The sequence below is a fragment of the Acinetobacter sp. NBRC 100985 genome (assembly GCF_000241225.1).
Taxonomy (GTDB): Bacteria; Pseudomonadota; Gammaproteobacteria; order Pseudomonadales; family Moraxellaceae; genus Acinetobacter; species Acinetobacter venetianus.
The window spans coordinates 112,099-135,355 of the sequence record NZ_BAEB01000021.1 but is presented as its reverse complement, the minus strand read 5'-3'; the positions used below and the strand labels follow the sequence as shown (position 1 = coordinate 135,355).

The following is a 23,257-nucleotide window of genomic DNA, read 5'->3' as shown; positions in this document are numbered from 1 at the left end:
GGGGCTTTTTTATTATCTTATTGCATCTTTCTTAATTTTTGAAATTTCAGGGAGGATTCTTAAAGTAATTTTCGCTCTTAGAATCTTATTAGCTATCGGAAATATCTTTGTTCTAATAATATCTTCTACATTATCAAACCAATCTTTTTCCTCTTTATACATGTCAAACGAAGCTTTAATTTTATATCTAGTAGAAAGCCCATAAAGTATGCTATTACAATGATGGATATTAGTATTACAAAGTTTTCTTGCGAACTCTTCAGAGTTGATTTCTTTTAAAATTGGTAAATCATAGTAAAAGTTTTCCTCTCTATTCGTTAAGCTGATACGTTGAGCAAACAACCAACCATTTGTTTCCATTAACATCAATAGCTCTTGAACCCTTTTTATATTTTTTGCTTTATATTTATCTTTATAGGATTCCATGATTTCTCTGATAAACTTATCAAACTCCTCTATTCCTTTAGCAAAAAAACCATATGAACCAGAATATTCAGTAAAACTAAAATCATTTATTTCTCTTATTCTTTCTTGAATTTCAAAAATATTTATCCAATGAGCTTTAGCAACTGGCAACAACTTATCTACTCTAAAAAATATAAGCTTATTTTCTTTAAAATAAATCAACATGCTAATAGTATGTAGTACATCTGTAGGATGTTTCAGTCTATTACTCTCAATTTCTTCTTTTGCTTTTTTTATTAAATCATCAAACTCCAAATCACTTAAATCCCAAAAACCCATTAACTTAAACCAAGTAGGCTTCTCTTCTTTTAATCTAAAATGAGCTTCATACAACTCTAAATCTATTTTATTTTTATCTACAATATTCAAATTAATAATTTCATTCCATACTTCTGGTGAAAAAATAAAATCACTCAATGACAAACCATATTTATTCATGAACTCCTCTGAGTCCTTACTATCAATTCCACGAAAAATTTTCAAAATCTCATTTTTATCTTTTTCTTCAATCTTATTATTTTTCTCCTCATCTTCCTTGAATTTTAAAATCTCGTTCTGAAAACGTCCTTTTTTGTTCTCTAATGAAAGAATTAAGAAATACTTTAAAATTTTCTCAAAAATCTCTTGATCAAAATCTCCTTTCCATTCAAAAGTATCTTTTATATAAAATCGCTCAAAGTCAAAAATACTTTGCTTGAATGCCCTTAAATTCTTATATCCAATTCTATTAAAAATTTCAGCAATATGCGGAATCGTAGCTATTAGTTTTTCTTTCAATTCAAAATTATCTAATTCATTGTATATCACACTTAAAATTTGCCACGTATTTCACTTTAAAACCAGCCACTCTTAAAGAGTAGCTATGTCATCAGTAGATCCGACTCTTCTCATGGAGTCACCACTTATTTCCAGAGTATAAGAATTATGAATAATTCGATCTAGAATTGCATCAGCTATCGTAGGATCATGAAATTTCTCATACCATAAATCATAAGAAAACTGACTTGTTATCAGTAAGCTTCCGTTTATTGAATATCTATCTACAAAATCTAATAAAAGATTTTCAACTTTGGAAGGAATGGTATTGAGACCAAAATCATCAATTACAATTAGATTAAATTTAATCAAATTTTTTATAAACAGCTCATCATTGGAATCATCAACTGCCCGTTCTAACAAATCAATAAACTTAGAAGCTTTATAAAAGCTAGTTTTATATCCACGTTTACATGCTTCGGTAGCGAATGCACAGGCAAGCCATGTTTTACCTATTCCAGTTGGGCCTAATATATTTATATTTTTATGAATATTAATCCATGTGCATTCTGAAAATCTATTTATAACCTGCCTAGATAATCCTCCACGTTCGACAGAAAAATTGACATCATCAACACATGCCTGTGGATATCATAAATTTGCACCTCTTATCAGTCGATTAAGAGTCTTTTGATGGCGTATCAACAATTCTGTATTACAAGCATCAATCAGAGCCTCTTCAAAATTTAATTTATTTGAATAAACAGCATCAATATTAGCATCTAATGATGTAACAAAATTATGTAGTTTTAGTTTTTTTAGCAAGATGGTTAATTGATGACTTAACATTTTTCTGCCTTCTTATAGTAATCTGCACCTCTTAAATTTTTATGCTTTCTCGATGTATTATTCTTGATGTTAAGATATGATTTTGATTCGATAATCGCTTTCAGACGAGATAAATTCTCTATTTTTAATTTGTAAGCATACGATAATGCTTCTTCAACCCTATCATCGAATTCCTTATCCATTATCCATTCCCTTAAATTAAATAAATAATTTAAGTTATTATATAAGTTACTATCCTTTTGCAAAATAAAATTACAATAATTGAAAGTATTCACTCCAATTATTTTTGACCAGCTTAGGATGCTGTCCTTCGATAAATAGTCTTTTATCTTATGTTTCTCAACCTGATGTTCATTTTTTGTAGATGTTCTTCCAACTCCTACAAGAAGTATATGCTTAGCTATTAATTTCTTATCATGAAAAATACATATCTCATTATCTGAAATTTTTAATTCAACCGTTTCTCTAATATATTTATATGGAACGGAATAGAAATTATTTAAATAGTGTACATGATAATCTGAAGGTACTACCGTCTTTATATATTTTTCAAATATCTTATATCTAATCATAGGTAAAGGGCGCAATGCTTTTTTTTCTTGCTCAATGAAAATAGCCATCCTGCTATCGGGAAAAGTTTTTGTCTTTTTATGATTGTAGCAGTCTGTCATATACTCAAGCCTTTCATTTAGAGCTTCTAGGCTTGAAAACTTTTCATTGCGCATGCGCATTAAAACTTGCTTTTGTATGATATTGACTGCATTTTCGCCACTAGCTTTATCACGAGGTTTTTTAGGGCGAGCAGGGAGAACATTTATTTTATGAAACTCCAAAAATTCTTGAAAATATGAATTAATCTCTACAACTCTATTTTTATTTTTAACAATTAATGCTTTAGCATTATCACAAATGATGGTTTGAGGTATTCCATTCATTTTATTGAACATCATGATACATCCTTTAATCCAATCTTCAGTCTTTTGTGTTTTTGTAGCATAAGCAAAAATCCATTTTGAAAAAGGCAAAATACCAACAAAAATATTAACTTTAAGTACGTCACCATTTGATAATTCAATATCGATAAGATCGCCACTATAATCAATTTGTATAGTTTCAGCGGGATAATATTCTTGTTTTTTTGAGATATTCTTTTGCTTTTGCTCTTCTTTTATTAACTCACAAAATCTTGTATAACCTACGCCATTTCCATTTGTTTGCAAGCGATACTCTTCCCATAGGACTGCTTTTGTAAGTCCCTTATGTTCTAGCAACTCTTTACAAAGTTTTTCGGCATTTGGTTGTGGTTTTTTAATCCTTTGAATAGAACGATCGATTTTCAATCTTTCTTCTAACTCAGAATTGCTAAGTTCTGTGAATTCGTCAAACGTTAATCCTGATAGATGCAATAAAGTCTTTATTTTCGCTACAGTTTCACGAGAAACTGCTACAATTTTGGAGATTTCTCTGTTACTTTGATAATTAAATAAATAGCTAACCACTAGCCTAATTTTTTCAATAGATGTGTTCATAGAATTTACCTCAGAATAAGAAAATGAGGCAGAAAGCACCTTAAACATTGCTTAATTTAGTAATGTCTTCTAGAATGGATTTGTCTTGAGATTCCAATTGATAGACAACCCTATAAAGACTCATGTGCAACCATGGGTCTTTATACTTTCTGCGGTTAAATAAAAACTACATTGAATTAAGTCATATGTTTTTCCTCCTTAATTCCAAGTTTTACAGCTATTTTATGGCTTTCACCACGCTGCGGAATTTTATTACTTTTAAAAATTCGATATACAAGATCAGGTGAGAAATTGTTATTCCTCGACCATTCAGCAATAGATATTCCTGATTTTAAAAAATCATCTCTAACTTGTTTAATTGATTTGATCATATTAGACGAATTTTGAATAAATTTGACAAAAAGATATATTGTTAAAATACATAGGTTAAGAAAAATAATATTAAATTAATGTTTGATTTTATTTTTGTTTTTTAATAATTTAATATTTATTAATTCATAATCTCATCCATAAACCTAATATTTGATTTAATGTTCTTTATATCTTTTTTAATTTTTCTTTATGATTAATAAAATATTTTTTAAAGTTTTATCATCTGATAGCAATGATTCAATGAATTTAATATTATTTTCTTTATCATCTATTTCATTTAAAAACTCAGCTCTTTTTATTGAGAATATCGATTCAAGTTTTTGTTTTTTATGCTTATCTCTGAGTTCATTCAAGCGATGAGTCTCATTGTAACTAAAAGCTTTTTTTGAGGATTGATCCACATCAACTTTAAGATATTCACATTTAAGTAGAATTTTTAGTCCCACATACATTAAACGTTTATCTTCTTTAGTCCTGTAATGTTGATTTAATTTCATTTTCTCCCAAAAATGCTTTGCTTGCCAATTGACTATTTCATACTCAATGAAAATTTTTAAAAAATCATTATACAAAGGTAAGTTAACTGATTTTGACATAATACAATTTCCAGAAATATAGCTAGGATTACTAATCCTATATGCAAACTTTCCCTAAAATTGAATGAAGGGTAAACATATAACATGTATGCATCCAAAAGATAGACATATTAATTAGATTTATATGCTTAAATCTCTTGGATGCAACTGATTGAATATTGGCTGTTTCTAATACGCACAGGTATACCAATTTTCTTTGCTATCCCAAATCACTCTTCCCGACTCAAGTGGTGTTTGCTTGTACATCACGTTATTTCCTGAAGCAATACTATTGTTATTACTTAGCCAACCTTTGATGTTGATTTTAAGATTGTTGTTACTAATAGCTTCTAGATTTGCAATCACTTTTGCACCATCCACAGTTCGAAATTGGGGCTGCCCAAGCACTACTAAACCTGTATATTCAGAAACTGAAGTATCTTTACAAATTGTATGACCAATATCATTTGCTTTAGGTGCATTAGCCGCAACCATACGTTGATAGTTTTGTTGTTGATTTCTAATCTCTTGATTTCGTTGTTGTCTTTGAGCATCGATCTCTCGTTGTTTTTTGAGATCAAGTGTATAGTAATCATTTGAAGTATTTAGAAGATCGGTAGGAGTAGCTAATTCAGTTTTTAATGTAAGAAAAGTGAGCTGGTATAGTTGATTGTATCTATTGGCAATGGGTTCAATTCGTACACCCCAAGGCTGTGAAGCTGAACAAGTAAACCCTCCAATATATTTTAGTGCAATATCTGTATAACCCTGAATAGGTGTTGTTAACCTAGAAAATTTAGATTGATATGTTTGAACAAAATGTCCATTTTGTGATTCACAAAATGTTTTTAAATAAGTGAATGGAATTTTATGATCAAGTAACTCGGAGGAAACCATATACTCTTTTCCTGAGCCACTCCTCCCATTCAGTTGTTTTGCAGTAATGACTTCACTAGGACTTTTAAAATTTGAGACATCAGACATTTTTATATGATTAACGGTTGCACAGCCGACCATACTTGTTATGAATGAAAGTCCAATAATTAATTTAATTGTATTCATTATCCCTCTCTTTAATGTTTCACTTAGTTTGAACAGTTTTCCTATACATCTATGTACGAGAACTTTTTTGCAAAATTGAGCATTGATAAAACTACGAAGTAAATGATCATGAATCCCTATCGTATCTAATTGATTGAAGCTAAGGATTCCTTAGTCTTAAAAAATACTAAGGAATCCTTAGTAAAAAATCAACTCAAAACTAAGAAAATCTTAGTTTTATGATCTATTACTAAGCTCATGGTACGAAATACTTCAAATATTTTTTCTGTGCGCTTAAGAACTGCCCGAACAGAAAAAAAACTTTCTCAAGAACGATTAGGAATCTTGGCAGGTATAGATGAATCCTCTGCTAGTGCGAGGATGAATCAATATGAAACGGGAAAACATGTGCCAGATTTTCTCATGGCAACAAAAATTGCGGATGTTTTAGAAGTACCTGTTTCTTATTTTTATACCGAAGATAGCTTGATGGCTGAAATTATATTAAAATTGCATTTGCTATCAGAGTTACAGAAATTAGAAGTTTTAAAATTTATTGAGAAGTCTAATTAAATTTTTTGTCGACTTTAGAAATTTAATTCTGATCACTCTTATTCCTAATATCAAAAATATCTTTCAGATATAAAGCCGTACTTGCTTTACCACCAAAGTATGATGCCCCAATGATCAGAACGACATACACTATACAGGAAAGAATTTTATAAAATGAATATGCATCCTTATCTATTCGTTTACTTGAAGTAAGTTCTTCTAGGAAAAATACTTCAAATATTACTAAACCTAGATATACTAATGCAGCACAAATAAGTATTATTATTGCTGTTGACTTGATATTCTTAATCGTTTTTTCTTTAAAGGTATATTCTAAATATGCTTGATTATTTTCTATGCTTTGTTTTAGGAAGAAATAACCATGATTTAAATCTGAAAAAATCTTGTTGAAGTTCCATAAATTATTAATTCGTTTATTGAAAAAACTATAGTGATATCTATTAGTTCCTAAAAAATGATTAGTCGCATATTGGAATTGTATAGGTTGTAATGAATTTTTATTTTGGTTAAATTTCTTACATGCTTCTAAATAATTATCCAACTCTATTTTATCTTCTTTGAAATTTTTCTTTTTTAATTCCATACGAAATCTTGGAGAAAAAATCCATTTAATCATTGTTCCAAAAAAGCCAAGCCCTAATAAAACTCCTACTATTAGTTTAACCCACTCCATATGTAACATCCTATGCATGAATAGATCTTTTATCTAAGCAAAAAATTTAACAAATATATAGATAGAAAAGTAAGTATTGCGTCATAAACTGACGCATTCCATTAAGATGTATAGCTTTTCTTTTTTAAATCAAACACAATAGACCTCAAAGAAATTTGAGAGTCATCTAAGTGATTACAAGCGGAATAAAAAGCAAAATTCATCAGATCTAGATTCTAAAGTGAAGTTTTATAGATCGGCTTAGTATCCGTGGTACATGACCTATTAATTGTTTATTTCACGGTTCGATGAAATGGTTATCAATAGTTTGAAATTAGAAACATTTTAGGATTTTTTAAACAGGTATATTCATGGGTAATACAGATTTAGTCAGGACAAGTAGAGATGGCGATCAATTTCATTATTTATGGGCCTCAAGAAAAGCTCTCCTACTTCTAAATCCTGTATCCAGATTACATACCTTAACTATTGAAGGTCCTAGTAAATCTGAATTTATTGAAACGGTGGGTGATGGCGAGGAAATTGTGGATGTAGGCGAATACTACGAATCAAACAAGTTCTCAGATGCCTCTAAGATTATTTATTCCCAACTCAAGCATACTACTGTACATGAAAGTGATAGTTTTAAACCTAGCGACTTAGAGAAAACGATTAAAGGTTTTTCAAAAAGATATCGTAAACTGTTAACTATTGAACAGAAGACAGATGTTCTAAAGAAAGTAGAATTTCATTTTATTTCTAATAGAGCAGTTAGTGCAGATTTCTATGAATCAATTAAACAATTACAAGAAACAGGACAAGTTACTAAGTCTACTAATCTTAGAAAGTTAGAAGAATATACTAGTCTGAGTGGTCAAGATTTAGAAGAGTTCATTAAGCTTATAAAATTCCCATCACAAGAGCCAAACTACATAGCTCAACGGGAAATTCTAGCTCAAGAAGTCTCTGGTTACCTACCAGGCGATGATATTAATGCTCCTAATGAATTAAAAGAACTTATTACTCGTAAAGCACTTAGCGAAAACCAACATACCCCAGAAATTACGCGGTACGATGTACTTCGCGCATTAAAAACGAATTCTGATGATTTATTTCCTGTAAAAAATTTAATAAAAAAATTAGAGAAAATCGTAGATAGACTTAACATAAGAACTATCATTGATACAATTATTGGATCAGGTAATCAAAAATTTATTATTCAAGCTGAAGGTGGTGTAGGTAAATCAATTTTAAGTACGCAAATTCGCAACTATATCCCATTTGGATCTCTATCAATTGTCTATGATTGTTTTGGTAATGGGGATTACAGACAATCTTCATCAGCTAGACATTCGCATAAAATTGGTTTAGTCCAAATTGCAAATGAATTAGCTGGATTGGGCTTATGTCATCCATTAATACCAACTACAAGCGCAGGTCCTAGTGAATATATCAAGGCTTTTTTGTTTAGATTAAAGCAAGTATCTGAAAGAATCTCTAGTGACAATGCTCAGCTATTTATAGTAGTTGATGCTGCTGATAACTCTCAAATGGCAGCAGAAGAATTCAACTACGGTCGCTCTTTTATAACTGATCTACTGCAAGAGACATTACCAAAAAATATTAAAATAATTGCTTTAGCAAGACCTTATAGGGTTGAACTCCTAATGCCTAAGCAAGATGTTGAAATTCTTGATTTAGAAGGTTTTACAGAAGATGAAACAAAACAACATCTATTAAATTACTATACTGAAGTTTCAACACAAGACGCCATAGAGTTTCATAGACTTACTAGTGGAAATCCACGAGTCCAAGGCATTGCTTTAGAACAGAACTTAACTTTGCATGAGATTCTTTCATTCTTCGGTGGAACCCCAAAAAGTGTAGAAGATACAATCAAAGATTTATTAGACAAGGCAATTTCTACATTCAAAGAACAAAATCACTCTGAATCAAAAGAAATTGATTTATTGCTCACTTCAATTGCTATTTTACGTCCCTTAATTCCACTTCAAACTTTATCGGATTTAACTGATATCAGGGCTGATCAAATAAGAAGTATTATTGCTGATATAGGTGGTCATCCAATTCGTCTTAGCGACAATAATATTCAATTTGTTGATGAGCCAACTGAGTCTTGGTTCCGTGAAATTTACAAACCAAAAGATATTGGCTTACTGAATGAGTTTATTTATAAACTTAAACCTCTCGCTGTAAATTCTGTATATGCTGCTTCTGTACTACCTCAAATCTTGATGGATGCAGGTAATTTTGAGGAATTAGTTGAACTATCTTTGAATTCTGAAATGTTACCAACTAATTCTACTCTAGAAAAAAGAAAGGTCGAATTGCAACGTCTACAATTTGCAATTAAAGCTGGCCTAAAACTTGGTAAATATACAGAAGTTGCTAAGTTGTCATTAAAAGCTGGTGGAGAGGTTGCAGCAGAGACTAGGCAACATCAATTACTGGAAGAAAATATTGATCTAGTTGGTACAACTTTTAATGATAATCAAATTTTAGAATTAATCTCTGAAAAAGTATTTAAAGGTGGTTCATGGCACGGCTCGAAATACATTACTGAGGCTAAACTTCTCTCATATCGAGAAGAGTTTCATGGAGAATCTCGCAGTAAACTTCGTATAGCTAATGAATGGTTAATTAGTTGGTTTAAACTTCCAAAAGATCAAAAACATAATCACAAAATAGAATATAAAGAGATTAGTGATTATTTTATTACCTTAATTACTTTAGAGGGAGTTGACTATGCTATTAATTGGCTTCGTAGATGGCGTCCAAAAAGTATAAGTTATGAAGTAGCCAAGCTTACAACTATAGAGCTAATTAAACTCAATAAAAAAGGAATCATACAGGAAATATTAGATAAATCAGGTAATAACCTATTTTTAACTTTAGGTGCTGTACAGATACTTAAATTAAATCACTATGTTATCCATTCTGAAAATTTTTCACGAATTTTAAAATTACTGAGTTACGCCAAAGTAAAACTTGATATTGGTCTAACTCCCATTCTTTGCTTTTTAGAAGTAGTATTTAAGCAACCACTTTGTTCTTCCACTGAAGCATATCAAATTTTATCAAAATATCTACCTGCTCAAATACCGTATGAAATTACAGATCGTTTTGGAAACTCAGATAGAGCCACCTACATGAAAGCTTATGCTTTACATAAAGCATGGGATAATAAGTCATTAGAACTAATTGATTTAGTATCTGATAGATTAAAAGACGAATTCTTAAAAGATACGTCCTATAGCTCATCAGAGGAAATTACAACATTAAAACGAGATGTTGCAGCAGTTTTACCATGGTACAAATTATATGCTCATTCAATCATTGAGCCAATCTTGCCTGAAAAACTTGATTCATTGATTGAACAAGCTAAATTAGATTCAAATAAGGCTCAAGGATATTCTTATAGAGAATATGGAAATCATCTTGAGAATGAAATTGCAAAAATTTGGTTCGATATTTTAATTTTAAATAATCATCTTAGCCAAGAAACTTACCCACAGATAGAAAACAATTTCAAAGAAAAAATTTATCCTCAAACCCGTAATCATTTCACGTTTATTTTGGCTTTGCAGAAACAATATGGATTGGAAGATTATTGTTATCAAAATATAGAAAAAAATTTAGAAACACTTGAAACTAGTGATGATCATGCAGAAATATTGGTTAGTGATTATATGTCAATCGCACAATCAATTTTTCCTCTGGATCAAGAAGAAGCTACTGCAATATTAAATAAAGCCATTGAAGTAAGTAGTAAACTAGGCGAAGAAAATCTACAACGATGGAATGCATTACTTTGCTATGGCGTAAGAGCTGGACAGGAGCAAAATAATAGAAAACCACGGCTATGCTATCGCTTTAGTCAATGTGCTGAATTGACATATAAATATGTGCATAGAGATAAACATTTTCCATGGGATTACACAGTTGATGCAATTTATGATTTAGATCCTAATTCAGCATTTGCTATTGCTAGCCGTTGGCATGATCGTAGATTTGGTGATAAAGATAGAATATTAGGCAATTTGGTGGATAAGTTACTTAAAGAACCACTTTTATCACCATTGATACCATTGGCTTTCAAAGCGATGGGAGCTACATATGACTTAGATAATCTATTAAGCTCTATTAAATCATTAGATTTAAGTGATGAACTAAAAAGAAAAGTTTTACAAATTTTCTATCTTTATATTGTTGTACCTCATCCATCAGAAAAACATATTAATCGCCTCAGAGATTTAGTCGAGGCATTTCATATAACAGATCAAACTGTTCAAGATTTTTTCTTATCCCTCAGTAATTCAGAGGTTTATGTTCAAGTAGAAGAAGCAACTGACTCATCAACTTACGACCAAGAAAAGTTTGATTGGAATGTGTTTTTTGAAAATTACACTGATTCAAATCGAAGTGTAGACTTTGATTCAGCTTTTAATGATTTTCAGAAATTGGAAAATAAGCATTGGATCAAAAGAGCTTTTTATGTACAGCTTTTTCAAAAAATAAGTCCGTCACAAGCAATATCATTGATCAATTGGTGGTTCGATAATCCTAGAAATGGAATGTATGACTTAGATGATCTTTTAAAAGCTATACCTTCTCGCTTTAAAAGTAGAATGTCATTTTTAGAAGTTTTAGATTCGAGAGTAAAACAATTTCTGAAAACACGTCATGCTGATTTTTATATAGATACTTATGTGAGTAATCTGAAATTACATATTTTAATTGAGTTAACTGGGAAACCTAAGACTGACTATATTCAATCTCTCTTAGAGGGCATGAGTGAAAGCTCCATTACCTTAGAAAGTGAAAGATTATTTAGGATAGCTCATTTACTTACACCTATGATTGCACCTAATCAATCCTGTGAGGTTTTGGAATTTGGTCTAGGCTTACTGGAAAGTGATTTGGGATCAGATATCGCAGATGGGCAATGGCGTGAGGAATTGGCACCACCAGAAAATATAATAGAATCTATATCAGGTTATATTTGGTCTGGCCTAGCATCTCCTTTCAATACTATTAAATGGCAAGCGGCGCATACTGTTAAGTTACTTTGTGATTTTGAGCAAAGAGAATTATTGTCTAATTTAATTAATTTTATTAGTGATAAAAATTACCGAAGTTTTTATGATCACAAATTTGAATTTTATCAATACTCTGCTACTCAATGGTTACTTAATGCTTTATTAAAAGTGTCATATAGCCCTAATAACTTTTTGGCTGAATATGTTGAAATTTTTAAGCAGCTAGTAGATCCAAATCGACCACATTTGATGATTCGACTCCTTGCTTCAAAAATTCTTCTAAATCTATTTAGTTTAAAGCTTATAACCCTAAATGAAGAAGAAATTAAAACCTATCAGGGTGTTGGTAAATCTAATTTTAATAAAGTAGAACGAGAAGCTATTGATCTTTCAAAATATTCAGATATGAATCAAGATGAAATTGATTCATTTGGTATTGATTTTGGACCTTACTGGCTTGATCCGTTAGGCTCAATGTTTGGGTTACACCCTACACACATATACTTTGAAACAACTCAAACATTAAAAAATGAAATTGGATTTACGGATAAGCGTAAAGCCAATGATGCACGTCATAAAATGGAAATTTATGACTGGCAACAAGTAAGACATAGCCATGGTTCAAGTCCTAAAGTTGAAGATTTAGATTTCTATCTGTCTTACCACGCAATGATGATTACAGCAGATAAGCTACTGCAAACAAGCCCATTACTTGCAAGTGAATATTCATGGAGAGAGTTTGATGACTGGATTAGACGATATGATTTGTCCTCTTTAGAACCTTATTGGCTAAGTGATTTTAGAGACCCATGTCCTCGAATAACAACAGAGTGGCTTAAAGACGATAGAGAAAATTCTATAAATTGGTCTTACAGTTGCGCTTCTATTGATTATAACGATGCGATTTATCACAGTGATTCAGAACTTTGTTTATGGGGTGTTTGGTCAGAAGTAAATAATTTCGATCAGGCAAAAGACATTCGTATCCGCTCAAGCTTAGTGAGCCCAAAAACATCCAGTGCGCTTTGGAGAAGTTTACAAAGTGCTGAATCAAGTCATTCTTATCATTTACCTAGTGCAGGTGATGAACAGTTTGAACTTGATGAAGATAATTTTGAATTAAAAGGATGGATTTCTGAGATAGAAATTGATCTATCAAATTTTGATGATGATTTATGGGGAGCTTCGTTAAGATATGAGATTACCCAACCATCAAGAGATATCATTTCTTTAATGGATCTATCCTTTGATTCATTAAGAAAAAATTGGTTTCACGAAAATAAAAAGGTTATAAATCTTTCTATTTGGGGTAAATATAAAAATGAAGATTATGAATATTCAAATGGTTACAAGCTAAAAGTGGATAGAAAATTCATTCTTGAACTTCTTGAGAAACTTGATATGGATATGATTATTTCTGTAGATATCGATCGTAGATATAAATATGGTAGTTATCAATCAAAACAAGATTCAAAAGGACTGGATGAGTATTTACCAAGTAGTAAAAGAGTTTATTTAATGAAAAAGAATGGAGATATGTATGTCTACTGAAAATCTTATCGAACTAGGGAAAAGACTAGTAGAAGAATTTAAGTTAGAAGATAAAACCGATACATTATCTCAATGGTTACTGCACTATCTAGCAGAATTATTTGAACAATATAATTTACCTACTTCTTCTGAAGACAAACGTATAGCAGGTTTAGAAATCAAAGATACTATTTTTAAGTTATGGGAATTTCGCTATCAGCAGTCCCATTCCCAAAGTAGTTTCAAAAATATAGAATCTTTAATTTTAACTTTACGGAAATTAAATTTAGATAATGATGATGTGTTCTACACAGGACTAAGTAATTTTAGAAATGCAGAAAAAACCACAGATCAGGCTAGTCCTGAATATTGGTACAACTATGCTCTTAAACTTGATAAAGCTTCAAGGCTATTAATAAGGAATTGCATACTTAAAGGTTATGAACTTAATGAAACTGATAATCAAGAAATTGCGGAACTTATCAGGAAAATTGAGGCATTTGATGCTTATGAGAATTTATTCAATAAATTTTATGGTGATCAATCTAGCCAAGATCAAGAGCATAGGATCATCAAAAATAATATTTCAAAAATAGATGAATTAATTAGTGCTTTAGCAGAGTTAAAAAATGCTTATGAGGCAAAACTAACCTCTTAGCCTTAAAGTATCCAAGTATTCACACTAAAGATTGTAAAAGTATGATTGTCTATAGCAAACGTTAAATCATATTTATACAACTAAACCTGAGTGGATTCAAAGTGTTAAAATATTATTCAAAGATATATTACAAATCGAATCTTAGGCATTAAACTTGACTAGTCATCAAAAAATACATAGTATATCTTTTGGGAGTAATTTGTATAAAACTACCCCAATTCCGAGGCTCGACATTCATGTTCGAGCTTTCGTGTTTTTAACTCATATTTTTTTAATTTCTTGTCCATTTCTTCCTTTTATTTCATAAAAATTTTTTATTAATTAAGACTTAATGAGTTTAATGATCTATGGCTATACAAGACCAATACTATCTCACCCACCAAGAGATCAATAGCTTGAGGGCTGATGCTAAGCAAGCATCGAAATTCTGTCGTGCCTTGCTTATAAGAGATCATTATTTAAAAACTTATCATTACTTTGTCGAATGGTCAGAAAAAAAGCACAGGTTTATTGGTCAATGTTCTGAATTTCCAACAGTTTTATATTTAGATCATGATATTAAAATAGCTCTCTCTGGAATTAAGAAACGGATTGAAGATGTCACTAAAGACATGATTATTAATGCTAAGCCTATCCCCATCCCTTTAGGTAATCCACCCATAAATAATCAAAGTTGAAAGGAGAGGTTGAGTAATAATATTTTTAGTGGCAAATTTTGAAGTGAAATTAGTGGACTACCGATAAATGTAATAGGTGGACTAAAATTATTGATATAAACAAATTCATCAAAAACACTTTTAATAGCTAACTCTTGATCTTCTGTATAATTAAAAGTAATACCAATTAATTTCTCTTTTTTCTTTAAAAAATTATCACTTTCTTTAATTTCAGTATCATTTGAAACAACTAATACTTTAATACTTTCTTGTTCTACGAAATAATTTATATACCCCAACGTTTCTTCAATTTTCAACTCACATCTTTCTAAATCATCAAAAATTAAAATAAAATTATCATCGATTTTTAAATAGTCAGGCAGTTTTATATCAGGGATAGAAGTATTTAATGAACCATCTGGTTTAGAGTCACCATCTAGGTCTATTTTTAAAGTAGCTTTTAAAGCACCTTTCAAGATTTGCCCTGTTAGTTTAGCTTGTTTACTTCCAAGTACAGGATGAATACATTTAAAAATTGCTTCATCAATCTCAGAAGTTTTTGAAATTCCATTCAAACTGATATATGCAACTTTTTTGTCTTTTGATATTTGTTTTTCTATGTACTTCTTAACAAACCATGTTTTTCCGCTTCCCCATGCTCCATTCAATAGAACTGCATATTCGAACTTCTTTTTTCCATCAAAATAATAATCTAAATATTCTTCAATATGTTTATTTGGAACTGAAATCAAATTTTCTTGTGTCATTATATATAGAACCTTATTACAAAGTTTTTTGAAAAATTAGCATAATTTTTTAATTTTAATCCGTATTTAATTTAATTTTTTCAAAACAGATGAAAAAAATCCTTCTATCATGCTAAAAAATAGACAATTCAATCAAATTTTAGAAATTTCACCAATGAATAAAATCCTCTTATCAGCTTTGATCAGTACAAGTTTCCTTAGTCTTACAACATTTGCTGCTACCCCTCCTCAAACTTCAATTCAAGCAGAAAAACAAGTCGCTGGTTACTACCAATATCAAGCTGGTGACGTACAGATCACTGCCCTGCTCGATGGCACTAACTTTATGTCACCAAACTTGTTTAAAGATATACCTCAACAACAAGTTCACGAGATTTTAAAGAAATACTATGCAGATCAAGAGAAAGGCGTACAAACCTCTATCAATGCGTTCCTCGTTAATATAGGAAAATCTCTGGTATTAATCGATAGCGGTGCAGCGAGTTGTTTCGGCTCACATTTAGGTTCAGTTTTAAGCAATCTAAAAGCATCAGGCTATCAACCTGAACAAGTTGATACCATTTTACTCACACATCTACATCCCGACCATGTCTGTGGTATCAGTAAAGATGGCGTTGCCAATTTCCCTAATGCAACCGTATACGTATCAAATGATGAAGCAAGTTTTTGGTTAGATCCGAAACAAGCAGCAAAACTACCGAAAGAAAAACAAGCCAATTACTTAGGTACGGTTGAGAAAATTAAACAAGCGATTGCGCCTTACCAAGCCAAACAACGCTTTAAAACCTATAAACTTGGTGACGACATTCAAGGTTTTAAAGTCATTAATACGGCTGGACATACACCGGGGCATTTTAGCTATGAGCTAAAAACCAAAGGTGAAAGCATCGTGTTTATTGGAGATATTGTTCATTCACACACTGTTCAGTTTGATCGGCCTGAAACTGCAATCGAATATGATATTGACCCGAAAAAAGCCGTTGAAACTCGCTTAAAACAATTTGCAAATTTTGCTAAAAATGGTCAAACCATTGCTGCACCACATTTACCATTTCCGGGTATTGGGCATATCTATTCAGCTGATGGAAAAAGCTATCAATGGATTCCGATCCATTTTAAAGATTAAGTGGAATAAGCAGAATTTAACCTATAAAAAAGCGACCTTGTTGGTCGCTCTTTTTTATTACTTCATTCCAAAAATCAACTTCAAACCAAGCAGCGTCATTACCCCACCCGATACACGATCAAAAATCGCTTTCGATTTTAAATAGACTTTTCGTGGCCCTTCCGCAGATAGTGCAACAGCGACTAAGGAATACCATCCTGCATCAATAAAGAAGCACAACATTGGCAAAACAACGTAAAAATAGGTTGGAATTTCTTTCGGCAATAATGCCGTGAAAATACTTGCCAATACGATTGCAATTTTGGGATTACTTAACTGTGTGATCAAGCCTAATCGATAAGCTTGCGCAAAACTCATTGTTTGAACTGAGTTATCAGCTGTTTCCATCGGCTCTTTGGCATGTTTAATAATTTTATAGGCCAGCCAAAGTAAGTAGAGACCACCACACACTTTTAAAATCAAGTACGCTGATGGTACAGCCAATAAAATCGCCTGTAGCCCCATGACCGCTAAAAACCCAAATAAAGCCGCACCTGTACCCGTGCCAAGTGCTGTAAATAACCCGTGTTTACGTGAAATCGCAATTGAGTTTTTTGCCACATAAATAAATGTAGGACCTGGGCTAATTGCACCAAGCATAAGTGCCAACGCAATCGAACCTAAAATCAATAAAGATTCCAAGATAAACCTCAAGATTAGAAGAATTTTCCAGCGAATATTTTACTTTAAAACTACTTTTTAGAGATAGAAAAATTTTTAGAGAAGATCATTAATTTTTCTGAAAAGATTTACTGATAGATTATTAATATTTTTAAAATCTTAAATTTAGAGCAAAAGCTCAATTCTTTTTTCTGCTTGAATGCTTAGAACATAACACAGTCTAATGCTGAGTTTATAAAATATCCGTTTTTTCCATAAAACTAATTTTACGATCAAAATTTATAATATTTTTAATTGTAAATTTCATTTATTTTCCATCACATAAAACCCATAATAAAATTATGGTTTTATCCATTTTATCAAAAAAACAATGAGGCACATTAGATGCAAAGTAAAAAACACAACGCATTAAATACTTCAAAATCACATATCTGGATTGTTGGCGGCGGTATTGCAGGTATGGCTGCTGCTGCATTTGCAATTCGAGATGCAAAAGTGCCAGCACAAAATATTCATATTTTAGAAGAGCTAGACGTTTCTGGTGGCTCAATGGATGGTGGTCATAATCCGCTCAATCCTAATCATGCATGGGTAACTCGTGGCGGGCGCATGCTCACAGATGAAACCTATTTATGTACTTGGGACTTATTTTCAACGATTCCTTCTTTGGAAGATCCAAATACCTCAGTTAGAGAAGAATGCACAAAGTTTAATGAGCAAATCAAAACCCATGCTCAAGCCCGTTTGATTGACTCAAAACACACGATTTTAGATGCTGAGAAATTGGGGCTGTCGACCATGCATCGTGCTCAAATGCTCAGACTGCTTGCCCTAAAAGAAAATCGTATTGGTAGTCGTCGTATTGATGAGTTTTTTGATGACGCATTTTTTCAAACCAATTTCTGGCGGATGTGGCGTACCACATTTGCATTCCAGAAGTGGCATAGTGCGGTGGAACTACGTCGTTATTTCCTAAGATTTATCCAAGAACTACCAAGAATCCACACTTTAGCAGGTGTTAAACGGACTAAATACAACCAATATGATTCTATGATTTTGCCATTACAACGCTGGTTAGTTGAACAAGGCGTTGATGTTCGTTTTGGCAGCTATGTCACCGATGCAGATTTTAGTGAAGATGCACAAACAGGTGAACGTAAAGCAACTAAACTTTATTTAAAAGTTCCAGAAGGTACAGAACAGATTGAACTTAACGCTGAAGATGTCGCACTGTTTACGCTTGGTTCTATTACGGCAGACTCACGTTACGGCGATAAACATGATGTCCCTGACCTGATTCGAGATCGACAAGATCATGGATGGCGTTTATGGGAGACATTAGCGCAAAAAGCACCTGACTTCGGTCGACCTATGACGTTTTATGGCAATGTCGATGAACATAAATGGAAGTCATTTACGCTGACAATGCATGATGATGTGCTGCTGAAACGTATTATTGCTTATACAGGAAATGAACCCGGAACTGGCGCATTAATGACATGGTTTGAGTCTGGTTGGCATCTTTCTGTGGTCGTCCCTGCTCAACCCCATTTTGCAGACTTACCTGAAGGCAAATTTACGCTATGGGGTTATGGTTTTGAAATCGATCATATCGGTGACTATATTAAAAAACCAATGAGTGAAGCGACAGGTCAGGAAATCTTAATTGAATTGATCCACCAACTTGGTTTTGACGATATTTTAGATCATGTACTTGCGCACACGGATATCACAACCGTCATGATGCCTTATGCTTCAGCGCTTTTCGCATGTCGTAAAGAAGGCGATCGTCCACTTTTGATTCCTGAAAATGCAGCAAATTTTGCATTCTTAGGTCAGTTCGTTGAACTTGAAGATGATGTAGTGTTTACAGTCGAATATTCAATTCGTGGGGCAATGCTCGCCATCTATGAACTATTTGGTGTCGATCGAGAAGTGCCTGATATTTACAATGGATTACTTGATCCAAAAGTGGGGTTAAAAGCTTTAGAAGCGGTCTTCCACTAATCAAATGATAAGGAATAGGTCAGCTCTGACTTATTCCTTAGTTTCTATTTAGACAAAACCAGATAAACAACTTCACTGGTAAACGAACCATCCGACTGAACTTGATAATATTCTTGGGCTTGATCAGATGCTTTGCTTTGTAAATATCGAATGGTCTGCACAGCATGAGCTGGTGTTTGCATGCGTTCCGTCCAACTTTGAAACTCTAAATTCAAGGATTGTTTTTCAATCGTTTCAACTTTAAATCCTGCATATTCTGCAAAACGCATCCATTCTTGCAAACTATAATTTCGAACATGACTCGGATCACGAATCGTTTCTATCGTCTGAAAAAATGTATCAATAACTGGATGTGAATTGCCTAAAATATCAATAATAATGGCTTTACCTGATGCTGTTAATACACGGTGCATCTCACTCATGGCCTGAGCGACATTCTGCCAATGATGCGCTGAATAACGGCTAATAACACAATCAAAACTGCCATCGGCAAAAGCTAAAGATTCTGCTGCACCTTGTTGTCCTACGACATTTTGCAATCCTTTTTGCTGTGCTTGAGACACAACCAATTCAACCATCGACGGTGTTAAATCATAGGCTGTTACTTGTTCTACATGTGGTGCAACTTGATAGCTAACATGACCACCACCACAGCCTAAATCTAAAACTTTTCTTAATTGATGGGTGTGGATGCATTGCTGCATTTTCTCAAACTCGATGCCCTGTGCATGCACTGAACTATTTAAATAAGCTTGAGATTTGTCTTGATATTGCTGCTGATTAACATGATGTTGGGTATTCATTATTATTCCAAAAAAGAATCGTGGTGCTTTTTAAAATAGCCAACTCATTATAAAAATAAAAATGATGAATTTTAATAAAATCAATAAAAATAAGTTATCAATTAAAACCCGATCAGACTTGCTGCAACATTGATTGCGACCGCCAAAATCACCGTATTAAAAACAAAAGCCAGCACACAATGAAAAATATTAAGATGCCTGACTTGAGAATTGGTAATCGAAACATCAGCTGTCTGCGCCGAGGTACCAATAATATAACTAAAATAAATGAAATCGAGATAATCAGGTTGTTCTGTTTTAGGAAACTCCAAGCCAGTCTCATCTGAATGACTTTTTGCAAGGTAATAATCATGCGCATAATGAATAGCAAATAAGGTATGTAATAACAACCATGTAGAAAAGATTGTCCCGATTGTTAGTAAAATTAGAATACCTTTCAAGACGGCATTATCTTTGGGAACATGACTCAACTGCACCACAATTGAAATAAAACACACGACAATCGCGATTAATACAGCGACCAAGATCATCCATTTGCCTTCATCTTGCTGTTTCGCTCGCTCAAGAATATGTGCCGCATCTAAATGCCACATCATTTTTAGCGTCAAAAATAAATACAGCCAAATCGCAATATTCCATCCTAGTTGCAAGCATGTTGCCCAATGCCACTGAGTAAAAAAATGCAAAACTGCATAAATCAACAAACCCAATGAAAAAGTTGCTGATAAATATGGGCGGTGCTTCACCCCTCTGGCGAAACGAGATGCAAATGCTCGCATGATCGACCTATCTATTATGTTTTTACTAAAATTATTTCTTCTATTTTTAGCACTGAATCTCGCTGAATAATTGAGTTAAAAGCCTTCTTTTACTGAAACTAAACAAAATAAAGAAATGCTCCATATTTACATCGGACAAAAATGTCCGTTAAATATTAGTTAAGTTTCTAATCGAATTTCTCTCATGGTCAAACGTCAACAATTGGCAGCTCACAATCGTGATGAATTACTGAATGCTGCTGAAGAAGTCTTCAGAGTACAAGGCGTTCATGTGCCATTACAGGTGATTATTGATCATGCAGGTGTTGGCCGAGCAACCTTTTATCGAAACTTTGCCGATCGTAAGGCACTGATAGCAGCATTATTAGAACGTGCAATTACACGTTTAGAGCAAAGAGCACAGGCTTTGATGCCCTATGACGATGGTTTCATTCGTTTGATTGAAAGTAATTTGGAACAACTTCCTCAGCTCGTTGTACTGATTGATTACTGGCGCATTATTGATCGCCAAGACCCAATCATGCTAAATATTTATGAACGGCGAGATAAAGCATTACAACCACTCATTGATCAAGCTATACAACATCATTTATGCCGCCCTGATTTAACCACGCGAGATTTTGCGATGATCACGGCGATTTTAGGTTCTTCATTTCAAGGACATACTGCTGCCGATCAAGTTAGGCTCGCTAGACGTGCAATAGAATTATTATTAAACGGCATTAAAATTTAGTTCGAGGATAATATGGATAAAACACCTCGCTATCTTGAAACCCCTCCAAACTGGTCTGTGGATGAGCGTCCAACTTTGCCCGGGTCACCTGCGGCTATTGCCCATGCAACACCGAAGCGCTTGGCCTATTTTGTTATTGGTTTATTTATCGCGATTGCAGCAAGTCTAAGTAACGGCTTTATTGTTGCAAACTTACCCATTTTTCAGGGTGAATATGGCTTAACACCATCACAGGCAGCATGGTTACCTGCTGTGTATGTGATGGCGAATGTCAGTTCCAACTTGATTCTATTTAAAGCGCGTCAGCAGTATGGTTTACGCTTATTTTCAGAAATTGGTCTGCTGGTTTTTATCGGCGTTTTGATTCTGCATATCTTTGTTAAGACCTATGAAATGGCACTTTTCGTGCGTTTCATCGCGGGTTTAGCTGCTGCCCCACTCAGTTCATTAGGCATGTATTACACCATGCAAGCCTTTAGCCGTGCAGATATGCCGAAAGGGATTTATTTGGCTTTCGGTTTCCAACAACTTGGGCTGCCATTAGCTTGGATTATTTCGCCTTTTCTTTTGAGTGCGAATCAGTGGGATGTGATTTACACCTTTGAATTAGGCTTAGCAATTTGCTGTTTTGCAATGGTCGTGTCGCTCAAACTACCACGAAGCTTACGTTTAGATGTTTTCGAGAAACAAGATTTCTTTACCTTTGCTTTACTCGCACCCGGTTTTGCTTGTTTATGTATTGTTTTAACTCAAGGCCCTATTCTTTGGTGGTTCAATAGTCCATGGCTGGCCTATATCTTGATTGTCGGTTTTTGCCTCATCGTACTTGGCCTAACCTACGAACACTATCGTAGCAACCCACTGATCATGACTCGATGGCTTGCAGCAGGAGAGTTATTAAGCTTTATCGTGAGCGCCTTTGCTCTACGCTTATTAATGTCGGAACAAAGCTATGCCGCAGTGAACTTTTTGAAAACTATGGGAATGGGACCTGACCAATTTGTGCCACTTTATGTTGTGATCTTCTGCGGAACGATTGCTGGTTCGGTTTTCAGTGCGATTACCTTTCATCGTGAGCGTTTGATTTTAAATTTATTCCTCGCCGAAATTTTAATTTTAATTGCTTGTGCATTGGACTATCACCTGACCAGTGATGTCCGTCCAGCAAACTTTTATCGTAGTCAATTTTTAGTGAGTTTTGCAGGCGGTGTATTCATTGGTCCACTGCTACTAATGGGTTTCATGCGGACATTACAACGCGGTCCACAATATGTCGTGACCTTTATCGTGTTGTTCTCGGCAACACAGAACTTTGGTGGTTTGGTTGGCTCATCATTTTTTAATACCTACCAACAACACCAAACCAATAATTATAAAGTTGAGATCAACAGCAACTTGGATCCAACAAACCCACTTGTCGCACAACGTTTACAGACTTATCAGCATAGCGCCATGGTTACAACCAATGATCCTGTTTTGCAAAGTAATCAAGCTGCTCAGAACTTAAATAAAGTCGTCACTCGTGAAGCACAAGTTCGTGCCTATAACGATGTGATCGTACTGAATGGCATTTTTGCCGTCATTTTACTGCTATGGGGCTTGTTTAAGTATGTCCGCAATAAGTACATCACCCGAAGAAATCAGCAAGCAGCAAATTAACCCTTAT

19 protein-coding genes and 1 pseudogene are annotated in these 23,257 nt (G+C 33.2%); 8 read left to right on the top strand and 12 right to left on the bottom strand.

The window, feature by feature from the left end:
* Positions 1-12 precede the first annotated feature (12 nt).
* The 7 genes and pseudogenes from ACT4_RS07155 to ACT4_RS07130 all read right to left on the bottom strand — a co-directional run bounded on the left by ACT4_RS07155 (position 13) and on the right by ACT4_RS07130 (position 5,608).
* The gene (locus ACT4_RS07155; RefSeq protein ID WP_252316387.1) at positions 13-1,242 is read right to left on the bottom strand and encodes an NTPase; all 1,230 of its coding nucleotides are present in this window, start codon (positions 1,240-1,242) and stop codon (positions 13-15) included.
* A gap of 72 nt (positions 1,243-1,314) precedes the next feature.
* A pseudogene (locus ACT4_RS07150) lies at positions 1,315-1,854 on the bottom strand (ATP-binding protein); the annotation flags it as partial.
* A gap of 18 nt (positions 1,855-1,872) precedes the next feature.
* Positions 1,873-2,070 (bottom strand): hypothetical protein, encoded by a 198-nt coding sequence (locus ACT4_RS17500; protein WP_007481014.1) that lies wholly within the window; start codon positions 2,068-2,070, stop codon positions 1,873-1,875.
* Entirely contained in the window at positions 2,064-3,599 is a 1,536-nt protein-coding gene (gene istA / locus ACT4_RS07145; RefSeq protein WP_007481011.1) for an IS21 family transposase, read from the bottom strand. The genes ACT4_RS17500 and istA overlap by 7 nt, the downstream gene beginning before the upstream one ends.
* 176 nt (positions 3,600-3,775) lie before the next feature.
* On the bottom strand, positions 3,776-3,970 hold the full coding sequence (locus tag ACT4_RS07140) for a DNA-binding protein (protein ID WP_007481010.1): 195 nt from the start codon (positions 3,968-3,970) through the stop codon (positions 3,776-3,778).
* A 177-nt stretch (positions 3,971-4,147) separates the two neighbouring features.
* Positions 4,148-4,567 (bottom strand): hypothetical protein, encoded by a 420-nt coding sequence (locus ACT4_RS07135; RefSeq protein WP_007481009.1) that lies wholly within the window; start codon positions 4,565-4,567, stop codon positions 4,148-4,150.
* A 168-nt stretch (positions 4,568-4,735) separates the two neighbouring features.
* The gene (locus ACT4_RS07130; RefSeq protein ID WP_007481008.1) at positions 4,736-5,608 is read right to left on the bottom strand and encodes a hypothetical protein; all 873 of its coding nucleotides are present in this window, start codon (positions 5,606-5,608) and stop codon (positions 4,736-4,738) included.
* A 237-nt stretch (positions 5,609-5,845) separates the two neighbouring features.
* On the opposite strand from ACT4_RS07130, the gene ACT4_RS07125 reads away from it, so the two are divergent.
* Positions 5,846-6,160: a helix-turn-helix domain-containing protein gene (locus tag ACT4_RS07125; protein ID WP_007481006.1), complete on the top strand. Its 315-nt coding sequence runs from the start codon at positions 5,846-5,848 to the stop codon at positions 6,158-6,160.
* Between the two features lie 22 nt (positions 6,161-6,182).
* Here ACT4_RS07125 and ACT4_RS07120 read toward each other — a convergent pair whose 3' ends face one another.
* Positions 6,183-6,833 (bottom strand): hypothetical protein, encoded by a 651-nt coding sequence (locus ACT4_RS07120; RefSeq protein ID WP_007481004.1) that lies wholly within the window; start codon positions 6,831-6,833, stop codon positions 6,183-6,185.
* Between the two features lie 350 nt (positions 6,834-7,183).
* Between ACT4_RS07120 and ACT4_RS07115 the strand changes: the two genes are divergently transcribed.
* From ACT4_RS07115 to ACT4_RS07105, 3 genes are all read left to right on the top strand, one after another.
* Positions 7,184-13,423, top strand: a complete 6,240-nt coding sequence (locus tag ACT4_RS07115) for a hypothetical protein (RefSeq protein WP_007481002.1) — start codon at positions 7,184-7,186, stop codon at positions 13,421-13,423.
* Complete coding sequence (locus ACT4_RS07110) at positions 13,413-14,060, top strand: hypothetical protein (RefSeq protein WP_007481000.1); 648 nt, start codon at positions 13,413-13,415, stop codon at positions 14,058-14,060. Before ACT4_RS07115 ends, ACT4_RS07110 begins: the two co-directional genes overlap by 11 nt.
* A 347-nt stretch (positions 14,061-14,407) precedes the next feature.
* Positions 14,408-14,737 carry a hypothetical protein gene (locus ACT4_RS07105; protein WP_007480998.1) on the top strand — a complete coding sequence of 110 codons (330 nt, stop codon included), beginning with the start codon at positions 14,408-14,410 and terminating at the stop codon, positions 14,735-14,737.
* Here the strand turns inward: ACT4_RS07105 and ACT4_RS07100 are convergent.
* Positions 14,728-15,483: a P-loop NTPase fold protein gene (locus ACT4_RS07100; RefSeq protein WP_007480996.1), complete on the bottom strand. Its 756-nt coding sequence runs from the start codon at positions 15,481-15,483 to the stop codon at positions 14,728-14,730. The two genes, ACT4_RS07105 and ACT4_RS07100, sit on opposite strands and share 10 nt — an antisense overlap.
* Positions 15,484-15,637: 154 nt before the next feature.
* Here ACT4_RS07100 and ACT4_RS07095 point away from each other — a divergent pair, with 154 nt between their 5' ends.
* A complete protein-coding gene (locus ACT4_RS07095; protein WP_034604786.1) occupies positions 15,638-16,609 on the top strand; it encodes an MBL fold metallo-hydrolase in 972 nt (323 codons plus the stop codon).
* A gap of 57 nt (positions 16,610-16,666) precedes the next feature.
* On the opposite strand, the gene ACT4_RS07090 is transcribed toward ACT4_RS07095, so the two are convergent.
* A complete protein-coding gene (locus ACT4_RS07090) occupies positions 16,667-17,290 on the bottom strand; it encodes a LysE family translocator (protein ID WP_007480992.1) in 624 nt (207 codons plus the stop codon).
* A gap of 363 nt (positions 17,291-17,653) precedes the next feature.
* Here ACT4_RS07090 and ACT4_RS07085 point away from each other — a divergent pair, with 363 nt between their 5' ends.
* A complete protein-coding gene (locus ACT4_RS07085) occupies positions 17,654-19,276 on the top strand; it encodes an oleate hydratase (RefSeq protein WP_007480990.1) in 1,623 nt (540 codons plus the stop codon).
* A 44-nt stretch (positions 19,277-19,320) separates the two neighbouring features.
* On the opposite strand, the gene ACT4_RS07080 is transcribed toward ACT4_RS07085, so the two are convergent.
* Complete coding sequence (locus tag ACT4_RS07080; RefSeq protein WP_007480988.1) at positions 19,321-20,079, bottom strand: class I SAM-dependent methyltransferase; 759 nt, start codon at positions 20,077-20,079, stop codon at positions 19,321-19,323.
* Between the two features lie 101 nt (positions 20,080-20,180).
* Positions 20,181-20,858, bottom strand: coding sequence for a DUF1345 domain-containing protein (locus ACT4_RS07075; RefSeq protein WP_034604740.1), 678 nt, complete (start codon positions 20,856-20,858; stop codon positions 20,181-20,183).
* 184 nt (positions 20,859-21,042) lie between these two features.
* On the opposite strand from ACT4_RS07075, the gene ACT4_RS07070 reads away from it, so the two are divergent.
* Entirely contained in the window at positions 21,043-21,591 is a 549-nt protein-coding gene (locus ACT4_RS07070) for a TetR/AcrR family transcriptional regulator (protein ID WP_007480985.1), read from the top strand.
* A gap of 12 nt (positions 21,592-21,603) precedes the next feature.
* Positions 21,604-23,250 (top strand): MFS transporter, encoded by a 1,647-nt coding sequence (locus ACT4_RS07065; protein WP_007480983.1) that lies wholly within the window; start codon positions 21,604-21,606, stop codon positions 23,248-23,250.
* Positions 23,251-23,257 lie beyond the last annotated feature (7 nt).

Coding starts and splice junctions, on each gene's coding strand:
- ACT4_RS07085 (WP_007480990.1), top strand. CDS start 17,654: ATGCAAAGTAAAAAACACAACGCATTAAATACTTCAAAATCACATATC.
- ACT4_RS07080 (WP_007480988.1), bottom strand. CDS start 20,079: ATGAATACCCAACATCATGTTAATCAGCAGCAATATCAAGACAAATCT.
- ACT4_RS07105 (WP_007480998.1), top strand. CDS start 14,408: ATGGCTATACAAGACCAATACTATCTCACCCACCAAGAGATCAATAGC.
- istA (WP_007481011.1), bottom strand. CDS start 3,599: ATGAACACATCTATTGAAAAAATTAGGCTAGTGGTTAGCTATTTATTT.
- ACT4_RS07100 (WP_007480996.1), bottom strand. CDS start 15,483: ATGACACAAGAAAATTTGATTTCAGTTCCAAATAAACATATTGAAGAA.
- ACT4_RS07130 (WP_007481008.1), bottom strand. CDS start 5,608: ATGAATACAATTAAATTAATTATTGGACTTTCATTCATAACAAGTATG.
- ACT4_RS07115 (WP_007481002.1), top strand. CDS start 7,184: ATGGGTAATACAGATTTAGTCAGGACAAGTAGAGATGGCGATCAATTT.
- ACT4_RS17500 (WP_007481014.1), bottom strand. CDS start 2,070: ATGTTAAGTCATCAATTAACCATCTTGCTAAAAAAACTAAAACTACAT.
- ACT4_RS07095 (WP_034604786.1), top strand. CDS start 15,638: ATGAATAAAATCCTCTTATCAGCTTTGATCAGTACAAGTTTCCTTAGT.
- ACT4_RS07075 (WP_034604740.1), bottom strand. CDS start 20,858: ATGCGAGCATTTGCATCTCGTTTCGCCAGAGGGGTGAAGCACCGCCCA.
- ACT4_RS07125 (WP_007481006.1), top strand. CDS start 5,846: ATGGTACGAAATACTTCAAATATTTTTTCTGTGCGCTTAAGAACTGCC.
- ACT4_RS07070 (WP_007480985.1), top strand. CDS start 21,043: ATGGTCAAACGTCAACAATTGGCAGCTCACAATCGTGATGAATTACTG.
- ACT4_RS07140 (WP_007481010.1), bottom strand. CDS start 3,970: ATGATCAAATCAATTAAACAAGTTAGAGATGATTTTTTAAAATCAGGA.
- ACT4_RS07120 (WP_007481004.1), bottom strand. CDS start 6,833: ATGGAGTGGGTTAAACTAATAGTAGGAGTTTTATTAGGGCTTGGCTTT.
- ACT4_RS07110 (WP_007481000.1), top strand. CDS start 13,413: ATGTCTACTGAAAATCTTATCGAACTAGGGAAAAGACTAGTAGAAGAA.
- ACT4_RS07065 (WP_007480983.1), top strand. CDS start 21,604: ATGGATAAAACACCTCGCTATCTTGAAACCCCTCCAAACTGGTCTGTG.
- ACT4_RS07135 (WP_007481009.1), bottom strand. CDS start 4,567: ATGTCAAAATCAGTTAACTTACCTTTGTATAATGATTTTTTAAAAATT.